This window comes from Treponema phagedenis (assembly GCF_008153345.1).
In the GTDB taxonomy this organism is placed as follows: Bacteria; Spirochaetota; Spirochaetia; order Treponematales; family Treponemataceae; genus Treponema; species Treponema phagedenis.
In genome coordinates this window covers 698,117-719,748 of record NZ_CP042818.1, presented here as the reverse complement: position 1 = coordinate 719,748, position 21,632 = coordinate 698,117, and the positions used below count along the sequence as shown (strand labels likewise).

Below are 21,632 nucleotides of genomic sequence, written 5' to 3'. Positions count from 1 at the left end.
AAATTATATTTTCTCATAAACCTATTTAGAATCCGGATAAATTTATTTACCATCTGGACAAGATATTTCTACCATTTTTTCTATTACTTCATGCAAAACCTGAACCTTCGGCGTGTCGGCTGCTTTATAGTAAACTTCTTTTCCGTCTCTGCGGCTTACAATAAGTCCGCAGCTCTTTAACTGCCGCAAATGGTGCGAAACCGCAGGGCTACTCATACCGACAAGGGTAGCTAAGTTTATCACACACTCTTCGCAATGACATAAAATCCAAAAGATTCGAATGCGGCTTCCATCGCAAAGCTGTTTAAAAATATCGGAAACAGTTTGGAAGTCCTCTTCTTTCGGCATGTCTTCATAGTCTTTTTCAAAGCGCTGCCCGTGGTCATGGGGCAATGAAATATTTTGCATAAAAATTTCTCCTTCCAAAAATAATTACTTACAATCCGGATAAACAAATACTGTTGCACAGCCGTTCAAACAAGCGGGATTGTAACAATATAATAGCATTCCTACAAGCCATTTATAACGCTCTTTTTTCTACTGAAAAATCTAAAAAAAACAACATACCTTTTCTATACTAAAAACACAAAAATATATAGAAAAACAATACAAACCTCTTGACATGTAAGCTTAAGATACATATAGTTTAATTAAACAATTAAATAATTGTTTAATCGTTATGTTTATGACAAGGAGATAACGGATATGAAAAAAGCGTACAAAATTGAAGTAGACTGCGCCAACTGCGCAAACTTAATGGAAGATGCGGCACGGAAGACGCCGGGAGTTAAAGATGCAAGCGTAAACTTTATGACTCTAAAAATGAATGTAGAATTCGAAGAAGGTAAAGACCCTTCAACCGTTATGCAGGAGGTTCTTAAAAACTGCAAAAAGGTTGAAGACGACTGCGAAATTTTTATTTAGTGTAGTATTTTTTTAATACATGTACACAAATCGTAAAAAAAAATTTATAAAAAAGAGCTCGACACGGCGCAACGGTGGGCAATTTACCATAGTGATGCTTAAACTGCAAGCCGCCTATTGATGTTCCGATAGGTAAACAACGTAATTACAAAACGTTATGCCGGCAAAATCCATGTGCGGCTTTTAAAATAACAGGGGGAAGAGAATGAGCAAAAAACAAAAAAAGATGTTAATTAGAATTATAGTCAGCACTTTGATGATGACAGCTTTGCATTTTGCTCCGCTGACAGGATGGCTGCGGTTTGGCTTTTATCTCATCCCCTATTTAATCATCGGTTATGATATTTTAATTAAGGCCGGCAAGGGAATTAAAAATAGGCAAGTATTTAATGAAAACTTTTTAATGGCGATTGCCACAATCGGGGCAATCACACTCGCTCTTTACAGTAAGAGCGGCGACTATACGGAAGCAATTGCGGTTATGCTGTTTTACCAAGTCGGAGAATGGTTTCAAAGCTATGCTGTCGGAAAAAGCCGCCGCAATATCAGCAACCTAATGGACATCCGCCCGGATTATGCAAATATCGAAAAGGACGGCAAGCTTGAAAAAGTTGACCCTGAGGAAGTTGGTATCGGCACTGTAATTATTGTTCAGCCGGGCGAAAAGGTTCCGCTTGACGGAATTGTTATGGAGGGATCCTCAAGTTTAAATACGAGCGCCCTCACCGGTGAAAGCATGCCGCGCGATATTAAAGTAGGAGATGAAATTATAAGCGGCTGTATAAATATGACAGGCGTTTTAAAAATTAAAACAAGCAAGGAGTTTGGCGAATCTACCGTGTCGAAAATCCTTGACTTGGTGGAGCACGCAAGTTCCCGCAAATCAAAATCGGAAAATTTTATTTCCAAGTTTGCTCGTGTTTACACTCCTGCGGTTTGCATTGCGGCTCTTATCTTAGCCTTTATTCCTCCCCTCACCCGAATCTTAATAATGAATCTTCCCGCACAATGGAGCGTGTGGATTTACCGCGCACTTACCTTCCTTGTGATCAGTTGCCCCTGCGCATTGGTAATCAGTATTCCGCTATCCTTTTTTGCAGGAATCGGAGGCGCAAGCAAGGCGGGCATTTTGGTAAAGGGCTCTAATTATTTAGAAACCCTTTCCAAAACGAAAATTGTCGTTTTTGATAAAACCGGAACTTTAACGCGCGGAGTGTTTGAGGTAAAAGGCATTCATCACAATGAATTGGAAAATGCTAAAATACTTGAATACGCCGCACTGGTGGAAAGCTCTTCTTCTCACCCGATTAGCAAGAGCTTGCAGCGCGCATACGGTAAAGAAATTGACCGCAGCCGCGTAAGCGACATTACTGAAATAAGCGGCAACGGTATTGTTGCCAAGGTTGACGGCATTGAGGTTGCTGCGGGTAATAACAAGCTGATGGAAAAACTCGGCATTCAATATATTAACTGCCACAGTGTCGGCACAATTATTCACATGGCGATAGGAGGTGAATACGCCGGGCATATTGTAATCTCAGATATTTTAAAACCGACTTCCAAAAAAGCTATCGCCGCTCTAAAGGCTGAGGGAATTTATAAAACGATTATGCTCACAGGGGATGCCCGCAAGGTAGCCGATCAAGTCGGGAAAGATTTAGGCTTTGATGAAGTTTACAGCGAACTTCTTCCCGCAGAAAAAGTTAATAGGGTTGAAGCTCTGCTAAAAAGCAAAGCCGATAATGCTATGTTCGCCTTCGTCGGGGACGGAATTAATGATGCGCCCGTACTCAGCCGTGCGGATATCGGAATTGCAATGGGTGCTATGGGATCGGACGCAGCGATTGAAGCGGCTGATGTGGTTTTAATGGACGATGACCCGATAAAAATTTCAAAGGCAATTAAAATTTCGCGTAAATGCTTGAGGATTGTTTATCAAAATATAGTGTTTGCAATCGGCATAAAACTAATTTGTCTTGCTCTGGGTGCGCTCGGTATAGCCAACATGTGGCTGGCAATTTTTGCAGACGTCGGTGTAATGATTGCGGCAGTACTCAACGCAATAAGAGCACTGTTTGTAAAAAATTTATAAACTGAATAGAGTTTGGTATTTGACAAATATGTTAACATAGCGGCAATTAAGAATGCGCAGTTTGATGCACGGTCAAAATATCCCGCTTAAAACATAATACAAAACAACAATCAGAACGGGCACGGACGCCCGTGGTTCCAAGCAGATAGGTCTAGTTTTGCCTATGGTAAGTTTACTCGCCGTTGCGCCGTGTCGGACTCTTTTATAAAATATTGAAACGTATCACTCGCGGTCAACGGCAATTTCTGTTTCTATTTCCGCATCCACTTCCGTGCGCTCGGTTCCATTCCAGCGGTACTCTTGCGAGACAACCATGTCGGAACCTCTTTCGCGAATGAGTTGATGAATAACCAAATTTTTAACTGTGGGATAATCTCCCCACAACGACTGCGAATTCAACACGTAATCAAAACCCAGGTCTTCCATCGCCTTAAACAATTCGGCAATATTCATTTCGTCAACGCCGGCAAAAGCTTCGTCAAGCACCACAACATATGGCGCATTTTTTGAAGCATCTTCATAGCGGGAATACATTGCGGTAAACAAGGGAAGATACATGCTGATTGCCTTTTCCCCTCCGCTGAATTTATTAAACACGTGATTTGACAGTTCACGTTTTGTTTGATTGTCTTTTTCATAATGAATAATAAACTGAAACCATTTGCGGTAATCAAGAACCTGCTTTATAATATCATGAAGTGAGTTGAGCTGCTCATCCTTTTCCATATCGATTTTTGCTTTTTCAATTTTTGAGCGGAAGTGGTGAACAACTTTTTGAATATCATCTTCGGTTAAAGATTTTGCGGGGCGGCGCAAAAGCTCAACCAATTCTTTTGTGCCAACCTCCTGCTCATCCTCAGCGGCCTTCGGCTTCCACTCAATAAAAAGCTTTAATCCGCGATAGTTATTTTGCCGCTGCAAAATAGCATTCATTTTTTGCGCCCACTTTTCGGCATCATTAATTAAATTTTTAATTGTCTTACCGGTTGACTCAAGTAAAAGACTTTCAAAAAGATCCTTGTCTTTTTCTTCTATCATTTGTTCTTGTTCTTCAATATAAGATTTCAATTCTTTTACAACACGGAAAATATCATCACGCTTATTTTGAATATTTGTTACTGTTAAAAGATCGCGTTTTGAAAACGAACGCAGGAACTCAACTGCCGTCTTAAACTCATCGGTTTCCGCCAGTGCTTCCGCCGCTTGCGTATCGATTGCCGGCAGCGTGTTTATTTCCGGTCTGTAGTCGCCGAGCTCTTGAATAGACTTATTGATATAGGCGTGTATTTCATCGCTGTACTTTATATATTTATCCGGAGCGGCAGTGTCAAAGTTTTTTGCCCACTGCTTTATTAGCGCAGGAATATCTTCATCCGTTTTTTCATCATAGCGGAAAAGCTCCCGTTCAAAAAGCTTTTGCCATTCACTGCTGAGCTGTTCGTAAAAAAGTTTTTCCGCCGCAATGCGTTTACTTTTTTCCTCGGTTCGTGCTTTTTTAATTTCCGCATCTTTGATTTCGGCCGCGAGGTTAGGCAAAAGCTCATCATCAAGATATTTTTTTCTGCCCGCTGTTTCCGTAACCTTGCGGATAATTTCATCCTGACCGGCAAGCTTCAGCTCTTCCTCCAACAATCGGATTTTTCGTAGGCCTACAGCCAATGCCCCCTGCGTTTCATCAAGTTCTATACGGCAATCATCCATCCGCTCTTGTTCTCGCCGAATATGTGTTTGGGAATTCTCTGCTTGCTCCGTAAGCGAAAGAATATTTTGCATGAGTATTTTCAGCTCATCTAATTCAAGACAGTAATTTCCTATTTTTCTTATCAGCTCATTGATATTCTTTTCAGTATAGGTAAAGTGATGTTTGCTTTCATACTCCAAAAGCCGCCTGCGCTGTTCTCCGATGGCTTCCCGTGTTTTCCGCTCTTCGCTTTCGTAAAATGCTTTCTTATCATTAAAATCCCTGCGCTCTTTTTCCGCCTCTGTAATACTTGCATCAATTTCGCGCAAGGCAGTATCGCTCGGGAAGTTTTGCAAATGCTCCTGCTGCGCCGCAACATCGTTTTCTATATTTTCTATTGCTGTGCGCCTACTTTCAATTTCCGCATTGATATCCGCTTGCGTTTGTTCCAACTCTGCTATCTTTTTTTGAATGAATAAAATTTGCGCTTCTTTTCCGATATACTTTGCCTCATGCTTTTCGGTAACCTTCCCCGAAAGAATGCCGAGATTGTACTTTCCTTCAATTGAAACAGTGGTAGCTGACCCCGGCGCCGAAGCGGCAAAAAGGCTGCCTGCCCCGTGAAAGGTTTCTTTAATCGAAATCGAGTGCAGGATTTTTTGTATGTATTCCGTAGAAACATATTTGTTTTGCACAGGCACAAGATATTTTTCAAGATTTTCTTCTATTATATTATCACTTGGCAAGAGCACAGAAGATTCCCGCACCGGAAGATTTTTTTCGCTGAGCAGAGCATCGAGAATGCCGGCATCCAGCAGTGCACCTTCCAGCACATTCTTTTCTTCTTGGCTAAGGCCTTCTTTAAAATCAACAACTTCATAAAAAGAGATAAAAGGAAGCCCCGCCTCTTTTAATGAGGTGCGCTCTTTTTCTTTAAATGCATCGCGTGCGGGCTCAGGAATTTTTTTATTTTTCCATTCATGCAGCTCTTTTTGAACGGCGGCAAGCTCAGTTTCTTTAAAGCGGACTTCCTGCTCCAAGCTTATTTTTTCGGTGAGCATTTTTTCGTGATAATGTTCATAACTTGCCTTTGCAAGATTTTGCACAAGTGCGAATTCTTTTTTGTAGAGATTATAAACCAAGCCCTGCATTTGATTTCGCACATCATCGGTAATTTCAAAGCCCGCACCATTGCACCATTTTTCAATATCAATTTGTAAGATGTCGATTTGCTCCGAAAACATTTGTTCCCAGTTTTGAATCTCATTTGTTTTTTTATCGATTTCTTTTTGCATAGACGCAATGTCAATTTGAAGTTTGTCGGAGTCCGCTTGCAGGGTTTGCATTTTTTCTAAAACAGATTGAATAGTGCGCACATCGTTTTCGTAATCTTTTGCACTCCGTTTCCATAAGGATAGATCCATGTGATTTTGTTTTGTTTGATACTCTGCAGTATAGCGAGCATGCTCATCCTTAAAGCCTGTGTCAGCGGAATACGCATTTAAATTTTCAAAGGCGAGTTGCTTTTCCTCTTCGCTTTCCGCAATTCTTTTTTGCAGTGAATCAAATTTGTTTTGCTCATCACGATACGCATTCATGCTTTGCGTATACTGTCCTTGCAGATTTTTTTCTTTTTGCTTAAGCTCTTCCGTGCGGCTTTGTTCTTGTAACATTTCATTTTGAAGTTTAAACACGTCATGGGTTTTAAGCCGATCTAAAGCTTCTTCCAACGCCTTCCTTTCCTGTAGCGCTTCCGTCTGCTCATCTCCCTTGGCGGAAATAAGCGCTGTCAATTTTTCGATGCTGTCCGTCAAGGCTTTATCTTCTTTTGTAAGCTGCACATATGTGTTTCCGGTTTTATGCGCATAATGAGCAAGCTTTTCAACAAAGGAGCGATTGTACGCTTCGTATTTTTTCATAATTAGACTGAGCTTTTCATAATCGCTGTTTGCGCCCTCAAGCTGATTTTTAATTTGGTCAATATTTTCAAGCGTTTCTGAAACAGGCTGCAAGGCTTCATCTTTTAAACCGGGAAGTGAATTTTCCAAAATAGAATAAATCACCGTCGGCGTAAAATCTTTTGAGAGTTTCGGCTTGCGTATTTCAACCAAAAGCTTAATCATTTCTTTAAAGATTTCAGTATTGTTAAAGCCGTAAATTTTTTCGTTTACCCATTCGGCGTAGTCTTTCATTTTATCGGTAATCATGCCGCCGCCGGCTAATCGGTTTTCCAATTCTTTTTTTGAATACGGCTGATATCGCCCCCTTCCCAAACTATGCTGAAGTTCAAAGTTAATTCCCACGCGGCTGCCGTCAAGAATGATAAAGTACCATTTATCCAACGACTTTCCCCGCTTTGCTCGGATACCGATTCCGGTTGTAATATACTGTGAGCTGTTTTCTCTTTTGTACTCCGCAAATAAATAGCCCGTCCGATCTTCGATATTACTGATTTCCTTTTCGCCCAATAAGTAGTCTTCGATTTTTCGCGCTGTAGAGCCGAAGGGGTCAAGCCGGTTGGGAGCGGTGTTCCCGTCAAGCAAAACAGGAAACAAGCTCGCCGTCGTTACGGACTTCCCGCTGCCGTTCGCACCGCGAAACAAAACCTTCCCGTCTGCAAAATTAAAATACATTTCATCAAAGTACCAATAGTTCAGCAAACCCGCTCTGTTTAAATGCCATTTTCCGTCCACTCTTTTTCGCCCTCTTTAATACAACTTATAGGAGCTTCAGTTTAGCATAAAACGGGCGGATGGGGTAGATGGGTGAGGTACCATCAGGGCGTACGCATGAAGAATAAAGATCGCACATTTATGGCGTTGCGGTTTGAAGCTTACAGAAAGCCGGCTTCACCTTGCGTCTTGCCGGAGCTGAATACTTACAAACCGCCGGCGTACTACGGGCTCCGCTGTCGCTTCGGCTGTTTTTGCGCTATTTTGAGCGCGCAAAAACGATCCGGCTTCGCATTTTTGAAAAAATGCTTCGCCGCCCTCCGTCCGCCTAACGCAAGCTTCCATTACTCAAACAGTTTATGTAGTGTAGTGTTTTATAATTAACTTCCTGTTACTGCTATAAAAATCGGAGTATCAACAATAAGGGGCTGCGGATTTAAGCATTCCTATGGTAAATTGCTCGCCCTTGCGCCGTGCCGAGCTCTCTTTTATAAAATTTTTACGTTTTGGGTAAGATGAAAATATAATCGACTTATTAAAAAACGCTATAGTAGCATGAAAGCGCAAGCCCCCCGGACATCAGGTAAAACATCTTACTTATAAAGCTCACGGCCATTCTAAGCAAAGAAAATGCTTGATTTTTTTACTTAGAACAAGTATGCTCATCGTAAGTAAAATAAATTTAACTTAGAGGGTTTTAATATGAAGGTAGAAACAAATCGAGCAGGAAAATTAAAAAGAATGCCGACTGATTATGAATGTTTTATCCCGAATAATTTGACAAATGTAGAAATTAATATAGACGCCGAAATGAATCTTTTGCTCAATAAAGCATATTTGCTTTTGGGAAGATTAGACGGCATGGCGATTACCCTGCCTGATATCGATCTTTTTGTATCAATGTACGTACAAAAAGAAGCTGTCATCAGCTCGCAAATTGAAGGAACGCAAGCCTCACTCATTGATGTTTTGCAGAAGGAGCAAAAGAACGGAAAGATAAAAGAAACGGAAGAAATTGTAAACTATATAAAGGCTGCAAACTACGCATTTAAAAGATTACAAGATTTACCCTTATGTATGCGGTTAATCAGAGAAACACATTCCATTCTTTTATCGAATGTCAGAGGAAATGAAAAAACGCCGGGCGAATTCCGAAAGTCGCAAAATTGGATTGGGTATGCGGGGTGCACACTGAATACCGCAAGTTTTGTTCCGCCGTCTCCGGAAGATATGGAAGGTGCCTTAAGTGATTTGGAAAAGTATATTAACGAAGACGATTCCATTTCAGAGATAATAAAAGCAGCTTTAATTCATTATCAGTTTGAAACAATCCATCCGTTTTTAGACGGAAATGGCAGAATGGGAAGATTACTCATCGTCTTGTTTTTAAAAGAGATAGGCTTGGTAGAATATCCCGTGTTGTATTTGAGTTACTTTTTTAAAAAGAACAGAAACAGATACTATGAGCTTTTAAATAATGTCCGGATGAAGGGAGAGTTTGAAAACTGGATTAAGTTTTTTATCAGTGGTATTTGTGAAGTATCCGAAAATGCGATTTCATCTATTCAAAAGATTGTTGCACTTAAAAAAAAGGATATGGAAAAAATTCGTAATGTACCAAACGGAAATATTTCAAATTTACTTTTAGTATACGATTATTTATTGAAGCATCCCTTTGTTGAAACAGAAGATATTCGATTACTTTTAAATTCAAGCAAACCGACTGTGGCCAAATTACTGGAAATCCTAACAGAGCTTACAATTTTAGCCTTAGTTGAAGATAAGAAAAGATATAAGCAGTATGTATATAGTAGCTATGTAGACATCCTTTCTGAAGGGACGCTATTATAAAATTCCTCTTACCCCTTTACCGGCTTTTTATACAAAGTGTTTTTCCCGCTGATGAATGGTTTCTATTACCATTCTATTATTATTCTAACACTGTTCTAACACAAACGGGTGCTTAATAACAAGAACTTACAGTACCGGGACTTACGCATGAAATATGGCAGGTTCTTGTTGCGGTGGGTAATCACAAATCAAAAAATATATTTTCAGAAAAACCTTGCATTAGTTTTTAACATAATAGGTGCCTCTTCCTTTTCCGTGTCTTTCCAAAATATTTTCTTCAACTAATTTTGTCAGTGAGTTTTCAATGGATGCCGAACTTATAGACGGACACAATTCCATGATATCGCTTTTTGTAAATTTCCCTATTTTCATTTTAACGGCATGCTGTACTTTTTCGTATGCTGATGACTTAGAACTGAAAATATCAACTCGGTCTTCAAAGTCTCTATATGCTGCAATAATAATTCCCAAAATATATTTTATAAACGGCTCTGTGTTTTCATTGTTCTCATGCCAATTGATTCCGCTTTCTTCTAAAACGTCGTAATAAATATTTTTACTTTTTTCTATTTTTTCTTCTAAGCTGATATATCGTCCTACGAAAAATCCTAATTTATATAAAAGAAGCGTCGTCAACAGCCGGCTCATTCTTCCGTTTCCGTCATTAAAAGGATGAATGCATAAAAAGTCATGGATAAAAGTAGGTATCAGTATAAGAGGATTTATGGTATTATCGTCAATTGCTTGATTATAGTTTTTACATATCTCATCAATTGCTGCCGGTGTTTCGTATGGCGAGAGCGGTGTAAATAGTATTTCGTTTGAACCGTTTGCTTTTGTTTCTGAAATATAATTTTGTGTGTTCTTAAATCGTCCGCCGATTGATTTTTGTGAGAACTTATATAAATCTCGGTGCAATTGCAATATAATGGAAGAACTTATATCGATGTATTCAAAGCTTTCATGAATTGTGCGCAATACATCTTGATATCCAAGTATTTCCTCTTCATCGCGGTTTTTCGGCACAACTTTTTTCAATACCAAGTCTTTTATTCTTGTATCAGACGTATAAATCCCTTCAATTCTGTTTGAACTTTCAGTGCTTTGAATAATGGAAAGTTCAACCAACTTATCAAGAACAAAGGGCTTTTGGTTTACATCACTGCTGTCCAATTAACTTGGAGGCTTTTGAGAAAGCTCTGAGGTATTAGGATGGTGAATTAATTTAGGAACTGGTTTTTCATGATCACCACAAAACCATTTTTTAAGACTGCGATGCAGAAACAGTACGACAGAAATTTCAGAACAAAAATATGAAAAGCTCCTTTGCCTATAGTTGGTTTCAGCTTGTAAAATTAAAAAGAGCATATGCGTAATAACGGCAATCCATATCTGTGTCTTGACCGCATTTTCGCTATGTCCATAAAATTTCTTAATTTTCAGATTCTGTTTTATCATCTTGAAGAATAATTCAATGGTCCATCTTTTTTTATACAGTTCAGCTACCTCAAGAGAATCTATTTCAAACAAATTTGTCAGCAATACTATTTTCTTTTTTGACTGCAAATCTTTTGAGATGATTTTTCGTAGTGTTACCACGCTTTCCTTCTTTTTTGAAATACTCACATTCAGAGTAATTTTCTCATCACTGATAATTTTATACGTATCATTTTCATGTCCGCTTACGGCATATCGATCAACTACGGTGTATATAACATTTGATTTAAGTCTTGTTACAAAGGATATTTCACTCTTTGTAAACTCATAGAACTGTTTCTTATTAAAATAACCTCGATCAAAAACAGCAATATCCTGTTTTGTTAGGTGCATGTTTTTAAGCGTATTGTTTTCATGTTCTTTCGCATTGGTGATAAAAAGATAATCAGCACAGTTTGCTTCATAATCAAAACGGGTATGTATTTTTATTCCGCTCTTTGTGCTTCTAAATTTTGCCCATTTGTATTGCTTAATATTCAATGAGATGGTTGTTGCATCGATGAGCTTGGTATGCTTGCCGAATATATTCACTGGTTTGTTTACGAGCTTTGTGTAATACTTAAGCACATGAAAGTAAAATTTTTCAAATATGATACTTGGTCTATATTCATTTGCATGGGCAAGATTTGTTCGGGTGATTTTTGCGGTAATGCCTGCATGATATAAATCATTATCACTGGATATTGCGTGCTCAATTGAACGTAAACTATTCTGTTTTGTTAATTGTGCAAAGACCATGGTAAACAGCTGAGTACGTGCTGAAAAATGTCGATATCGCTTATCTGCTTGTTCTTCGGCACTGATTTTTTTAAAGCCAAGTTGGTCAGTAAGGTGTAGCAATTGTGTTAAAATTGTAGTACAATGATACATGAGTTAAGTCCTTGTGGTATGTATGTTTGTCCAAAAACTATTATAACACAGCTCTTAACTCTTTAAAAGATCTTATTACTTAATTGGACAGCAGTGAATATATATTAACATATAAAAAAATAAAAATTTTAAGCATAAAGGAGCTTGACAAAATGAACAAAAATAACTATATTATCCCCCCCCCCCCCCCCCCCCCCGAAATCCGTATTTATACTTAATTTTTTAATCTTTAACGGATTATTTGGATTTGGTTTTTTGTATGCGTGGTACACAAAGATAATTCCGGTAGAAGAACTTGCAAAATTCTTAACGGCATTTCCTACGCTTGTTGTCCTTGTTTTCAATGTAACAATACCGACTGTGTTATATAGAATGTTCATAAATATGTTGAAAACATATAAAACGGATGTCGGCGGTGTAGATAAAGCTAACAAAGTGTTAGCTCTGTATTCTAAACTGAGTTTGCTTGCTCCTATTATTCTTACTTTGGCGACTCCAATTGCTACGCTATTGTGGCTCGGCATACATTCTATCGAAAAAATCATTGCGTGTGTTTTGGGTGCTGTTGGCTGTTTGGATTTTGCTTCGGTTTTTTTCTACATATTGTGGACACATAAACTTGAAGCCTATTTGAAATTTTTACCATTTGAAAAAAAGCATATTACCATGTCCTATATTCTTCGCAATATGCTGGTAAGTTTTTTTCTTTTTGGTGGTCTCATTTTTTTGTGCATTGATCCGTTTATTGGAATGCTTTATAACGGTTTAACTCTTATACAGACTTTGAAAATGATTATTCCAATCGCTATACTGACGCTTTCCGGTGCTCTTTTTATAAATTATACACTGTATACGGGAATAAATAATAGCATAAACGAAGTGATGAATTTTACCGATACGCTTGCAGTAGGAAATTTTATTGTTGATAAATTAGAAATAAAACGTCGGGATGTATTCGGTATTCTTGCAATGCAGTTAAATATTTTCCATAAAAATACTGTTGCTCTCCTTTCCAGTATTAAAAATAATACAAATACGATGAACGAAGTCGGGACAATTCTTTCAACCAATGCAGAAGAAACGGCAAGTTCCATTCATCAAATCAGTGAGAACATCAACGGGGTAAAACAGCAGACTATGACCCAAGCAGCAGGTGTTACCGAAACAGCTGCCACGATGGAAGAAATTATCCGCACAATAAAACAGTTGAACGGCAGTATTGAAACGCAAGCGGCATCGGTTGCTCGCTCTTCATCTTCAATTGAAGAAATGGTTGCAAATATCTCTTCTATTACGCAGACAATTGATAAAACCGATGATTCCATTAAAGAACTTGCACAAGCAACCGGCGACGGAAAAGATGCCGTCGTAACTTCAAATAGTGTAACACAGAAGATTGCAGAAGAGTCAGGCGGTCTGATTGAAGCGAGTAATGTTATTCAAAATATAGCAAGCCAGACAAACCTTTTGGCAATGAATGCTGCAATCGAAGCGGCTCATGCAGGAGATGCGGGAAAAGGATTTGCCGTTGTTGCTGACGAAATCAGAAAATTGGCGGAAGAATCTTCGGCTCAAGGAAAAAACATTACCGTAACACTGAAAACACTCGGAGCGGAAATTGAAACTTTGGCAAAGTCTTCCAAAACGGTCGAAGAAAAATTCAATGCAATTTTTACGCTGTCAGAGCAGGTAAAAACAATGAGTGCTAACCTTATGACTGCAATGAAAGAGCAGGAAAACGGCAGCTATGAAGTTTTATCTGCGATTAAAGCGATTAATTCCGTAACGCAAGAAGTACAAGCAGGTTCTGCTGAAATGCTCCGCGGCGGTGAACAAGTTGCCGATGAAATGCGGAATCTTGATAATTTAACACGCATCATTACCGACAGTATGAATGAAATGGCAAGCGGTGCGGTACAAATAAGCAATGCTGTACAAGAAGTCAATGAGATTACACAACGGAATAAAGATTCAATTGATAACTTAACTACGGAAGTAGAGAAGTTTAAGGTATAAGATTACATTATATGGATATGGGAAACCTAACACCCGCTTCAACCTGACATTGCGGACAAGCCGCAAATGCAGGTTAAGCGGATGTTGAACGGACGCACAGCGTCCGTTCAACAGGCGGCGGAACATCCGCCTGTCGTCCGGCGCAAGCGCCGTCCAACATGCGGATTAAGCTGACGGCGAAACTCAAAAGCCTAAAGGCTTTCTCGCTTCTTGCAGCTTATCTGCCGCCCCGTTATAATAATGGAAAACTATTATTTTCTATAAAAAATTTTTATCAGGAGTAGTGTATGTTTGTTGAAATTAAGCCTTATGAAAATAAAGCTTTGTCGGTAAATTTTAAAGCTCAAGGAGAGAATTTTTCTAAAGTACTCCAAGCAATAAAAAAAGTACCGGGAAGAACTTGGTTACCCGATAAACAAGTTTGGATTATCCCCGCCGACCGTAATTCTTGTGATATTTTACTAAACAATCTTTATTATAACGGGATTTGTATGGCGGATTCCGGTTTTGCCGCTAAAAATCATGCCGCTTATGATTTTGCGCCTGTGAATACGGAAACTGCTGCGGAAAGCAATAAGCCGGCTTCTCTCCGGCTTCGCGATATTTTAAGTAAGCTGGATGAAGTTATTGCTGCCAAGCACTATAGTAAACGTACAAGAGAGGCGTACAGCCATTGGATAAGCCGCTTTATCCGCGAAAATAAAGGTAAAAATCTGAAAGCTCTTTCCGATGCGGAAATAAATTCCTTTGTAAGCCGTCTTGCGGTAAAAGAAAAGGCTGCAGCTTCAAGTCAAAATCAGGCTCTTGCCGCTCTTTTGTTTCTCTATAAAAATATCTTAGGCTTAACTATAAATACTCCGGAAAATATAGTCCGTGCAAAAAAGTCTAAAAAACTTCCCGCAGTGATGAGCAGGGAGGAAACGGCAAAGATATTTTCTCTTTTGCCTGACAACGATTATAGTCTTTGTATTCGTCTGCTTTATGGAACCGGAATGCGGCTGATGGAAGCCTTACGGCTAAGGGTCCAGGATATAGACTTTGATAAAAACGAGATCGCCATACATAACGGAAAGGGAGCGAAAGACCGTAAAACCATGCTGCCGGTATCCTTAAAATTTCCGCTTCAAAAGCATTTGGAAAATGTCCGCCGTATCCATGAAGCAGATTGTAAGGACGGCTTCGGTTCCGTGCCGCTCCCGTTTTCTCTTGCAAAAAAATATCCCAATGCCGGTAAAACTTGGGCCTGGCAGTGGGTGTTTCCCCAAGCGCGCCGATGGCGGAATAGCGAAACAGGCGAGCAGGGAAGGCATCATATCGATCCGTCAGTGATTCAGCGTACCCTGCACGAAGCGGTTTTACGTTCGGGTATCCCGAAACCAATCGGCTGCCACACTTTCCGCCACTCGTTTGCAACGCACCTATTGGAAGCCGGTTATGACATCCGCACAATCCAAGAACTGCTCGGACACAGCGATGTCAAAACAACTATGGTCTACACGCATGTCTTGAACCGCGGAGGGCTTGGTGTGCAAAGCCCCATTGATAGGATGTGATTTTGATATTTTCGGTTTTAGTGAAGATAGGTCTAATCTGCCGGTCGGTTGTATATATTGATAAGTATTATTGTAGAAAAATTTAGTTGTTTTGTAGTTATTTCAATTTAGCTTGCAAAAAGTTATTTTGTGTGGTATAATGAGGAAGGGTCGAAAGGATGTTAGATTGACCTGCCTTGAGGCAGGCAGGTGCGGAACCAATCGAAACAGCCTTTCGACCGAAAAATAAAACTCGCAATAAAAAAGGATATTGCGGAAGGAAGGTCGAAATGAAACAGAAAAGATTAGTTTCAATGATTGGAGCATTAGTTTTAATAATTAGTGCAGTGGTTTTAATTACTGGTTGTCCGCAACCGAATGGCAGTAAGGATAAGAAGGAAAATACCACTACTAAGAATGGTGGAAATACTGTAGGTGTGCAATTTCCCGATGATTTACGCAATACTAGCTGGAGTCATAAAACGGAAATTGGTGGTATGGTTACGACTAGTATAATACTTGAATTTGGTACAAATACTCTTAAATATACTGCAAATGGGATTGTTGCAAATTATACAATTATTAGTGCAACAAAAGGTGGTAAAATTGAAATATCAGCTGGAGCAGGTCCTAAAGTAGTTTTATGTGAATCATATAGTATTTCTGGGAGCACATTAACTATAAGTGGAGGTATGCATAGTATCGGATTAAAATATACTAAGCAATAATGAGTTAGGCTAAATTTTTCTTAAGATTTGAGGGGGTAGCATATTATAAGTTCCGCAAAAGATGCTCCTTCTCAAATTGATATAATAATTATATGTATGGATGAGGTTTGGTATTTATGAGACATGTTTTTTCATTTGAAGGTGGAGAATATCTTAGTAGTATGGGCGCATCATGGTTTATTTCTTATGCGTATTATGATAAGGTAGATAAATCACAAACTAAGTGGCTGGCGGTAGATATCGTTGATCAGCGTATTTCATTGTACAAACGGACAGATAAATATCACATAAAATGGCTTGAAGAGGTGTGTAATATGCAAGATGCTAAATTAAACACGAATACGCTTGGGCTTGATGCAAATGAAATAAAAAGAATGGTATGAGAATTATTAGCAAAACACTAAATATATATATTGGTCTAAAGTATTTTATCTGAGTTAATAAATCTAACACCCGCTTCAAAGCTGACATTTGTTTTGTCACGAAAGTTGCTTTTTGCGGTCGCCTATGGCTCCCTTTTTATGCAACTTTCGTGCCAACTTTGCCTTATGCTTCGCATCGGCAAAGCCACAAATGCAGGTTAAGCGAATGTTAGATGGACACCTTCGGTGCAAACATGTAAAAAGCTCCTATCTTGAAAATTTTAATGATTTAATTACAATATATACTACAAAGTCTCGGAGATTAAATATGTTATGGAATGAAGAAGTGGAAAAGCATTTTTTCAGAGAAGCTCTCAAATCTTTTGCTTCTCCTGAACAACTTTTTTATAACCTGCAATCGGGTTATTATGCGTATATACCTAAAGATTTTGATTCTGAAGGACAAACACTGCAAAGTAGAAATTCACTTATAGGTCAATTTACGGAAAAATGGTGCAAACAAATTTTTTCTCCTATTGCTGAAGAATTAGGTTTGTATGCAATTAATGGCGTGGTTTGTGAAGAAATTGCGTTGACCAAATCTTCAAGTGCCGATTTGGCTTTTTGTACTAAAAATACCATCACTCAAAAAGCAGAAGATATAAAACTCATTTTTGAAGTAAAAATGAGTATCGTTTCAAATTATAAATTTGAACAACCTGATACTGTAAATTTAATTGGCGATTATAAAAGCCATAAAGGAAATCCGTCTCTGCTTAGATCAGATTCAATGTTAAAGGCTATAGGAAAATCGATCAATATTAGAGTTTCCGGTTCAAATGCAAATACTATTCCGATAATTATTTTAGGAAACAGTCCCATAACATCTACATATTCAAAAAAAGTTGATTTCTTAAAGTCAGCCGGTGTTATTCAAGGATTTTACAGCTTAAATCCAAATCCTACAAAATCAGATTTTATTTTTGAATCACCTGAGAAAGGCTTTATAACTATTACTGATGTAAATGAGTTAAAAAATTTATGTAAACAGATTTTATCGGAAGAACGGCATTATTTTTCTTCTATGATTTCAAAAAAACAACTTGGCAATATAATAACTATTGCGGCAAAAGAAATTGATGATGTTAAAAAAGGTGAAAAATTCTTAAAATTATTGCGAGGTTGTAATGAGTAAATCCGGTACTGAAACTAGCAGCTTTGGAGTTAGCGGAAGAATAAATCATGATTCCAGTAAATTTTACGATTCAAAATTATATAAAGAATTAGAAAAAAAAGAACAAATTATTTCTGATATTGAAAATCCTTTTCCGAAAGAATTACTTGATTCAATTATATTAGGCTCGTGTCAAAATATGAATAAAATACCTGATAATTCTTTGCATTTAATGATAACATCTCCTCCCTACAATGTATCAAAAGAATATGATGATGATTTATCGTTAGAAGAGTATTTGAAACTTCTTGAGAATGCTTTTTCTGAAACATATCGGGTGCTTGTAAATGGCGGAAGAGCTTGTATAAATATTGCAAATTTAGGGCGCAAACCGTATATTCCATTATCAGATTATATTTCAAAAATGATGATAGATATAGGTTTTAATATGCGAGGAGAAATTATCTGGAATAAGGCGGCAAGTGCCAGTCCTTCAACAGCGTGGGGCAGTTGGCAAAGTGCATCAAACCCTACATTAAGAGATGTTCACGAATATATATTAGTTTTTTCAAAAGGAGATTATAAACGCCCACGGTTACAAAAAGAAAACACCATACAGCGTGAAGAATTTATGGAATGGACAAAGTCAATTTGGACAATGAATGCTGAAAGTGCAAAGAGGGTGGGACATCCGGCTCCTTTTCCGATCGAATTACCTTATAGATTGATTCAATTATATTCTTTTAAAAATGATATAGTTTTGGATCCTTTTATGGGCAGCGGAACAACTGCTATAGGAGCTTTAAAATCTCAACGGCATTATATAGGGTATGAAATCAATAATGATTATATAAATTTAGCAAATGAAAGGATTTATCCATATAAAGTTGATAGTCAGTTGTTTGCATAGTTGTAATTACTTTTTTTACATCTAACACCCGCTTCAACCTGACATTGCGGACGAGCCGCAAATGCAGGTTAAGCGAATGTTATTGTGACACCGCCTATGCGGCGGTGAAGTAGAACAAGAAGCAGAATATTAGGGAAAATTACAGATTATGAAAATTGAGATGGGAGAATCATTGCTTCAATCGTATTTAAAACATACGAAAAAATGTATTATTTCGCAAACTAATTGGAAAACATCTTCAAATTGGAATATAGATGAGAATACAAACCTTCAACTAAAAAAGACCTTTGAAAAAATAAAGGCAAATACAAATTTTTCAGAAGTTTTCAAAAATAATGGATTAACACAAATATTGAGACAAGCTGAAATTGATGTGGTTGGAGTAAATAAAGAGGAAAAGGTTTACATGGTTGAAGTGGCTTTCCATGAAAGAGGCTTAAACTATGGCGATAAAGATAAAACACGAAATAAAATTTACGAAAAGTTGTTAAGAGCTTATCTTATCGGACTCGCCTATTTTCAAGAAAAAAGCTATGAAATAATTTTTGCTACACCGAAAACAAATCCTGCTGTTCAGGAAACAATAGAAAAATCATTTGATGATTTACAAAAAGAATTTGGAAGTGAAAAAGTAATCTTCAAATTTATCACCAACGAAGATTTTAAAAATGAAGTTTTACTTCCTACATTGCAAACAACAGAAGAAGATGCTGACTCAAATGAATTATTTTTGAGAACATATAAAATGCTTGAAATGTTCGATTTGATAAATAAAGACAATATTTCACGTAAACCCCACAAAATAATTACAATCAAAACAATAAAGCCATCAACTGATAAAAAAGAAAGCGACTCTGAAAAATTATTAAGAGATTTACGTAGTGTTGGTTTTACAACTTTTGTAAAATACTATAAATATTATAAAAATCCAAGTTATACATCTGGGGATATAAAACAGCTTTTAAGAACAATAGAAGGTTTTGAATTAAGCAGCTGCGCTACAAAAGCATCAACTGGGAAAAGTATTATCAATCGTGGAGCTGGAAAATCAGCCTTAAAAATAATTTCAGATGCAAATAACATTGATAAAGAAATAATTCGGGCTGCACATGAATTATGGAAAGAGGAAATATAACACAATAACTCAGTTTTCGTGCGGACATTTTGCTTTGTCTCAGTTTTTGCTAAGTAGCAAAACGGAGAAGCATTAACAGCAAAAACTGCGCCAATTCCGGCGTTGCCGGAACCGCAAAATGCAGCACAAAACAACGTTAGATTGACCTGCCTTGAGGCAGGCAGGTGCGGAACCAATCGAAACAGCCTTTCGACCGAAAAATAAAACTCGCAATAAAAAAGGATATTGCGGAAGGAAGGTCGAAATGAAACAGAAAAGATTAGTTTCAATGATTGGAGCATTAGTTTTAATAATTAGTGCAGTGGTTTTAATTACTGGTTGTCCGCAACCGAATGGCAGTAAGGATAAGAAGGAAAATACCACTACTAAGAATGGTGGAAATACTGTAGGTGTGCAATTTCCCGATGATTTACGCAATACTAGCTGGAGTCATAAAACGGAAATTGGTGGTACGGTTACGACTAGTATAATACTTGAATTTGGTACAAATACTCTTAAATATACTGTAAATGGGATTGTTGCAAATTATACAATTATTAGTGCAACAAAAGGTGGTAAAATTGAAATATCAGCTGGAGCAGGTACTAAAGTAGTTTTATGTGAATCATATAGTATTTCTGGGAGCACATTAACTATAAGTGGAGGTATGCATAGTATCGGATTAAAATATACTAAGCAATAATGAGTTAGGCTAAATTTTTCTTAAGATTTGAGGGGGTAGCATATTATAAGTTCCGCAAAAGATGCTCCTTCTCAAATTGATATAATAATTATATGTATGGATGAGGTTTGGTATTTATGAGACATGTTTTTTCATTTGAAGGTGGAGAATATCTTAGTAGTATGGGCGCATCATGGTTTATTTCTTATGCGTATTATGATAAGGTAGATAAATCACAAACTAAGTGGCTGGCGGTAGATATCGTTGATCAGCGTATTTCATTGTACAAACGGACAGATAAATATCACATAAAATGGCTTGAAGAGGTGTGTAATATGCAAGATGCTAAATTAAACACGAATACGCTTGGGCTTGATGCAAATGAAATAAAAAGAATGGTATGAGAATTATTAGCAAAACACTAAATATATATATTGGTCTAAAGTATTTTATCTGAGTTAATAAATCTAACACCCGCTTCAAAGCTGACATTTGTTTTGTCACGAAAGTTGCTTTTTGCGGTCGCCTATGGCTCCCTTTTTATGCAACTTTCGTGCCAACTTTGCCTTATGCTTCGCATCGGCAAAGCCACAAATGCAGGTTAAGCGAATGTTAGCTTGACGTCGCTTTCGCGACGCATAGAAAATAAAGGAGATACAATTTTATGGCAATTTATGGAATTGGTGCTTACTATCAAACTGATGTAAGTCAAGATTTTATCAACAACAATTTAGTTGGTACTGGTTGGAGTATTAATGATGCACCAGAAATACACGCGTATATTAGAACTTTAAAAGTAGGTGATATTGTTTATATTAAATCATATTCTCCTTCAAGTCCTGATATAATTGTTAAAGGCATTGGAATAATCCGGGATCACATCATAATATCCAACAGTTATGTAACATGTGGTAGGAATGTAATCTGGAAAAATACTGAAGAAATTCGAGTACAAAAGCCAAGTGAAAAAAATAACGTAAGAGCAAATACTCTGTATGAAGAATTTCATCCAGATGTCCAAAAATTTATACTTAACAATATTTAAAAGATTGGAATATTCCAATTAATGCTGCTGATTTAGACACAATGAAAGGAGGCTCAACGGAATATCGAACTATAAGAAGTGCATTAAAGTTTATCGCCGATAAATTTATATGTCATTATCACAAAGTTACACTAATGGATACCTGAACCATTAAAGTATGAGTTATCGGGGTATTGGAGCAGAAGAATAGATATGGCAAACCGGCTTGTATATAAAGTTGAAGATAATACATTATATATTGTTCAGTGCGGAACACATTATCATCAATAAGGAAAGAGCCTAACACCCGCTTCAACCTGCCATTTGTTTTGTCACGAAAGTTGCTTGGCGGTCGCTGCTAAAGCAGCTCCCTTTTTCATGCAACTTTCGCGCCAACTTTGCCTTGCTATACGCGTCGGCAAAGGCACAAATGCAGGTTAAGCGAATGTTAGATTGACCTGCCTTGAGGCAGGCATGAGCGGAACCAATCGAAACATATTTTC

The 21,632-nt window shown here is 37.7% G+C and carries 17 protein-coding genes and 1 pseudogene; 14 read left to right on the top strand and 4 right to left on the bottom strand.

Going from position 1 to position 21,632, the window contains the following annotated elements; genetic code table 11:
* Positions 1 to 42 precede the first annotated feature (42 nt).
* Positions 43 to 408, bottom strand: a complete 366-nt coding sequence (locus FUT79_RS03135; RefSeq protein WP_024752158.1) for an ArsR/SmtB family transcription factor — start codon at positions 406 to 408, stop codon at positions 43 to 45.
* A 297-nt stretch (positions 409 to 705) separates the two neighbouring features.
* On the opposite strand from FUT79_RS03135, the gene FUT79_RS03130 reads away from it, so the two are divergent.
* The gene (locus FUT79_RS03130) at positions 706 to 924 is read left to right on the top strand and encodes a cation transporter (RefSeq protein ID WP_002699611.1); all 219 of its coding nucleotides are present in this window, start codon (positions 706 to 708) and stop codon (positions 922 to 924) included.
* 205 nt (positions 925 to 1,129) lie between these two features.
* A complete protein-coding gene (locus tag FUT79_RS03125) occupies positions 1,130 to 3,016 on the top strand; it encodes a heavy metal translocating P-type ATPase (RefSeq protein ID WP_024752157.1) in 1,887 nt (628 codons plus the stop codon).
* A 222-nt stretch (positions 3,017 to 3,238) separates the two neighbouring features.
* Here the strand turns inward: FUT79_RS03125 and FUT79_RS03120 are convergent, their stop codons facing one another.
* Positions 3,239 to 7,390, bottom strand: a complete 4,152-nt coding sequence (locus tag FUT79_RS03120; RefSeq protein ID WP_148884614.1) for a TIGR02680 family protein — start codon at positions 7,388 to 7,390, stop codon at positions 3,239 to 3,241.
* A gap of 681 nt (positions 7,391 to 8,071) precedes the next feature.
* Between FUT79_RS03120 and FUT79_RS03115 the strand changes: the two genes are divergently transcribed.
* Entirely contained in the window at positions 8,072 to 9,220 is a 1,149-nt protein-coding gene (locus FUT79_RS03115) for a Fic family protein (RefSeq protein ID WP_044634957.1), read from the top strand.
* A gap of 219 nt (positions 9,221 to 9,439) precedes the next feature.
* Here FUT79_RS03115 and FUT79_RS03110 read toward each other — a convergent pair whose 3' ends face one another.
* Both FUT79_RS03110 and FUT79_RS03105 read right to left on the bottom strand, forming a co-directional pair.
* Positions 9,440 to 10,393 (bottom strand): Fic family protein, encoded by a 954-nt coding sequence (locus FUT79_RS03110; RefSeq protein WP_148879214.1) that lies wholly within the window; start codon positions 10,391 to 10,393, stop codon positions 9,440 to 9,442.
* Entirely contained in the window at positions 10,394 to 11,587 is a 1,194-nt protein-coding gene (locus FUT79_RS03105; protein WP_024752136.1) for an IS4 family transposase, read from the bottom strand. It abuts the gene before it with no gap.
* A 384-nt stretch (positions 11,588 to 11,971) separates the two neighbouring features.
* Here FUT79_RS03105 and FUT79_RS03100 point away from each other — a divergent pair, with 384 nt between their 5' ends.
* The 11 genes and pseudogenes from FUT79_RS03100 to FUT79_RS03050 form a co-directional block, all read left to right on the top strand.
* Positions 11,972 to 13,603 (top strand): methyl-accepting chemotaxis protein, encoded by a 1,632-nt coding sequence (locus tag FUT79_RS03100; protein WP_244951150.1) that lies wholly within the window; start codon positions 11,972 to 11,974, stop codon positions 13,601 to 13,603.
* Between the two features lie 287 nt (positions 13,604 to 13,890).
* On the top strand, positions 13,891 to 15,156 hold the full coding sequence (locus tag FUT79_RS03095) for an integron integrase (RefSeq protein WP_148879597.1): 1,266 nt from the start codon (positions 13,891 to 13,893) through the stop codon (positions 15,154 to 15,156).
* Between the two features lie 269 nt (positions 15,157 to 15,425).
* Positions 15,426 to 15,863, top strand: a complete 438-nt coding sequence (locus FUT79_RS03090) for a hypothetical protein (protein WP_148879215.1) — start codon at positions 15,426 to 15,428, stop codon at positions 15,861 to 15,863.
* 116 nt (positions 15,864 to 15,979) lie between these two features.
* Complete coding sequence (locus FUT79_RS03085) at positions 15,980 to 16,246, top strand: hypothetical protein (protein WP_148879216.1); 267 nt, start codon at positions 15,980 to 15,982, stop codon at positions 16,244 to 16,246.
* A 307-nt stretch (positions 16,247 to 16,553) separates the two neighbouring features.
* Entirely contained in the window at positions 16,554 to 17,420 is an 867-nt protein-coding gene (locus FUT79_RS03080) for a hypothetical protein (RefSeq protein ID WP_039943402.1), read from the top strand.
* A complete protein-coding gene (locus FUT79_RS03075) occupies positions 17,413 to 18,309 on the top strand; it encodes a DNA-methyltransferase (protein WP_024752137.1) in 897 nt (298 codons plus the stop codon). Before FUT79_RS03080 ends, FUT79_RS03075 begins: the two co-directional genes overlap by 8 nt.
* 148 nt (positions 18,310 to 18,457) lie before the next feature.
* Positions 18,458 to 19,444 carry a hypothetical protein gene (locus FUT79_RS03070; protein ID WP_148889240.1) on the top strand — a complete coding sequence of 329 codons (987 nt, stop codon included), beginning with the start codon at positions 18,458 to 18,460 and terminating at the stop codon, positions 19,442 to 19,444.
* A 244-nt stretch (positions 19,445 to 19,688) separates the two neighbouring features.
* Positions 19,689 to 20,126, top strand: a complete 438-nt coding sequence (locus tag FUT79_RS03065; RefSeq protein WP_148889238.1) for a hypothetical protein — start codon at positions 19,689 to 19,691, stop codon at positions 20,124 to 20,126.
* Between the two features lie 116 nt (positions 20,127 to 20,242).
* Positions 20,243 to 20,509: a hypothetical protein gene (locus tag FUT79_RS03060; RefSeq protein ID WP_148879216.1), complete on the top strand. Its 267-nt coding sequence runs from the start codon at positions 20,243 to 20,245 to the stop codon at positions 20,507 to 20,509.
* 260 nt (positions 20,510 to 20,769) lie between these two features.
* Positions 20,770 to 21,150, top strand: a complete 381-nt coding sequence (locus tag FUT79_RS03055) for a hypothetical protein (protein WP_148879224.1) — start codon at positions 20,770 to 20,772, stop codon at positions 21,148 to 21,150.
* Between the two features lie 141 nt (positions 21,151 to 21,291).
* Positions 21,292 to 21,420, top strand: a pseudogene (locus FUT79_RS03050) (Txe/YoeB family addiction module toxin); the annotation flags it as partial.
* Between the last annotated feature and the right edge of the window lie 212 nt (positions 21,421 to 21,632).

What these genes read in the sequence shown, in the direction of transcription:
- FUT79_RS03115 (WP_044634957.1), top strand. Translation starts at nt 8,072, where the DNA reads ATGAAGGTAGAAACAAATCGAGCAGGAAAATTAAAAAGAATGCCGACT.
- FUT79_RS03090 (WP_148879215.1), top strand. Translation starts at nt 15,426, where the DNA reads ATGAAACAGAAAAGATTAGTTTCAATGATTGGAGCATTAGTTTTAATA.
- FUT79_RS03080 (WP_039943402.1), top strand. Translation starts at nt 16,554, where the DNA reads ATGTTATGGAATGAAGAAGTGGAAAAGCATTTTTTCAGAGAAGCTCTC.
- FUT79_RS03055 (WP_148879224.1), top strand. Translation starts at nt 20,770, where the DNA reads ATGGCAATTTATGGAATTGGTGCTTACTATCAAACTGATGTAAGTCAA.
- FUT79_RS03065 (WP_148889238.1), top strand. Translation starts at nt 19,689, where the DNA reads ATGAAACAGAAAAGATTAGTTTCAATGATTGGAGCATTAGTTTTAATA.
- FUT79_RS03085 (WP_148879216.1), top strand. Translation starts at nt 15,980, where the DNA reads ATGAGACATGTTTTTTCATTTGAAGGTGGAGAATATCTTAGTAGTATG.
- FUT79_RS03100 (WP_244951150.1), top strand. Translation starts at nt 11,972, where the DNA reads ATGTTGAAAACATATAAAACGGATGTCGGCGGTGTAGATAAAGCTAAC.
- FUT79_RS03125 (WP_024752157.1), top strand. Translation starts at nt 1,130, where the DNA reads ATGAGCAAAAAACAAAAAAAGATGTTAATTAGAATTATAGTCAGCACT.
- FUT79_RS03135 (WP_024752158.1), bottom strand. Translation starts at nt 408, where the DNA reads ATGCAAAATATTTCATTGCCCCATGACCACGGGCAGCGCTTTGAAAAA.
- FUT79_RS03095 (WP_148879597.1), top strand. Translation starts at nt 13,891, where the DNA reads ATGTTTGTTGAAATTAAGCCTTATGAAAATAAAGCTTTGTCGGTAAAT.
- FUT79_RS03075 (WP_024752137.1), top strand. Translation starts at nt 17,413, where the DNA reads ATGAGTAAATCCGGTACTGAAACTAGCAGCTTTGGAGTTAGCGGAAGA.
- FUT79_RS03130 (WP_002699611.1), top strand. Translation starts at nt 706, where the DNA reads ATGAAAAAAGCGTACAAAATTGAAGTAGACTGCGCCAACTGCGCAAAC.
- FUT79_RS03060 (WP_148879216.1), top strand. Translation starts at nt 20,243, where the DNA reads ATGAGACATGTTTTTTCATTTGAAGGTGGAGAATATCTTAGTAGTATG.
- FUT79_RS03070 (WP_148889240.1), top strand. Translation starts at nt 18,458, where the DNA reads ATGAAAATTGAGATGGGAGAATCATTGCTTCAATCGTATTTAAAACAT.
- FUT79_RS03105 (WP_024752136.1), bottom strand. Translation starts at nt 11,587, where the DNA reads ATGTATCATTGTACTACAATTTTAACACAATTGCTACACCTTACTGAC.